Origin of the sequence: Coralloluteibacterium stylophorae, from assembly GCF_018122625.2 — a bacterium.
In the GTDB taxonomy this organism is placed as follows: Bacteria; Pseudomonadota; Gammaproteobacteria; order Xanthomonadales; family Xanthomonadaceae; genus Coralloluteibacterium; species Coralloluteibacterium stylophorae.
Window position 1 is genome coordinate 1 of the sequence record NZ_JAGQFT020000028.1, and the last position, 1,170, is coordinate 1,170.

General features: G+C 59.5%; 1 protein-coding gene. It reads left to right on the plus strand.

The window, feature by feature from the left end:
* Nucleotides 1-981: DUF3987 domain-containing protein (locus tag KB893_RS18130; RefSeq protein WP_213173972.1), on the plus strand; the 981-nt coding region annotated here is incomplete at its 5' end.
* Between the last annotated feature and the right edge of the window lie 189 nt (nucleotides 982-1,170).

Consider the following 1,170-nt stretch of genomic DNA (forward strand, 5'->3'; position numbering starts at 1 on the left):
CCGGCTTCCGCCTGCTTGATGAAGCCGATGATCTGTTCGGTGGTGAAGCGACTCTTGCGCATGTCCGTCCTCTTGGATGACGGACTCTACCTAGCTTCGGCTGGTACGGCTCAGTGGGGGCAGGTCACGCTCAACAAAGCATGGGACGGCGCCAAGACACTCACGCTGGACCGGGCCGACGACAGCATTGAGGTATTCAATCCCCGTCTGACCATCAGCATGATGGTTCAGGAGAAGGTATTCAAAGCCTTCATGGACAAACGAGGAGAAATCGCTCGCGCTTCCGGCCATCTGGCCCGGTATTTGGTGGCGTGGCCCGCATCCACCCAGGGATTCCGCTTCATGTCGTTGAAAGACCCTGTATGGGAGCACCTGCCGCGATTCCATGACCGGGCAGCCGAACTCCTAGCGGCAGCCCACAAACGCCAAACCTCCGGAGATCACTCCCGCAAGAAGCTCTCGTTCACGCCCGAAGCAAAGGAACTCTGGGTACGAACCCAGAACGATATCGAGCCCCGCCTGCATCAGAGCGGGGACCTGGCAAGTGTCCGTGACTTCGCCTCCAAATCGATGGAGATCACTGGGCGTGTGGCTGCGATCTTGCATCACTTCAGCGGGCAGGAAGGGGACTGCATCAGCATGGAGACGCTGGAGCGGGCGCTAGATGTGGTGGGCTGGCACTTCGATGAGTTCATCTCCCTGTTTGGGGACAAAAACGACGAACCCGAGCACGTGAAGGATGTTCGCACTCTCGGCAGGTACTTGTGGAGCCGGTACTGGCAGGCGGGATTTGGCATGGCGATGCGCAATGAAGTCAGAAGGTGCGGCCCCATTCGCCATCAGGGACGCTTTGAAGCGGCACTCCATCAGCTGTGCATGGACGGATCAATACAAGTCAAGCACGAGAACGCCTTCAAAGGTAAAGGCAAGTTGTGGATCCACCTGAATCCGACTGTGTTCAGCAGGCTGCTCCCCGCGTAAGGGACCGTTCGGAAGCTGGAATTGCGAGGCCGCTAACGAAGCGGCCTCGCGTTTCTGCACTCGCGACGTCCCCCCGCCCTCAGTAGCGGGTTGATCTAGAGTCCGGGATCGATGGTAGTGGATGCCAGCTGCTGCGCGTAGGCACGTGGGGTCAGCCCGCCCAGTGCCTTCTTCGGGCGCTCGTCGTTG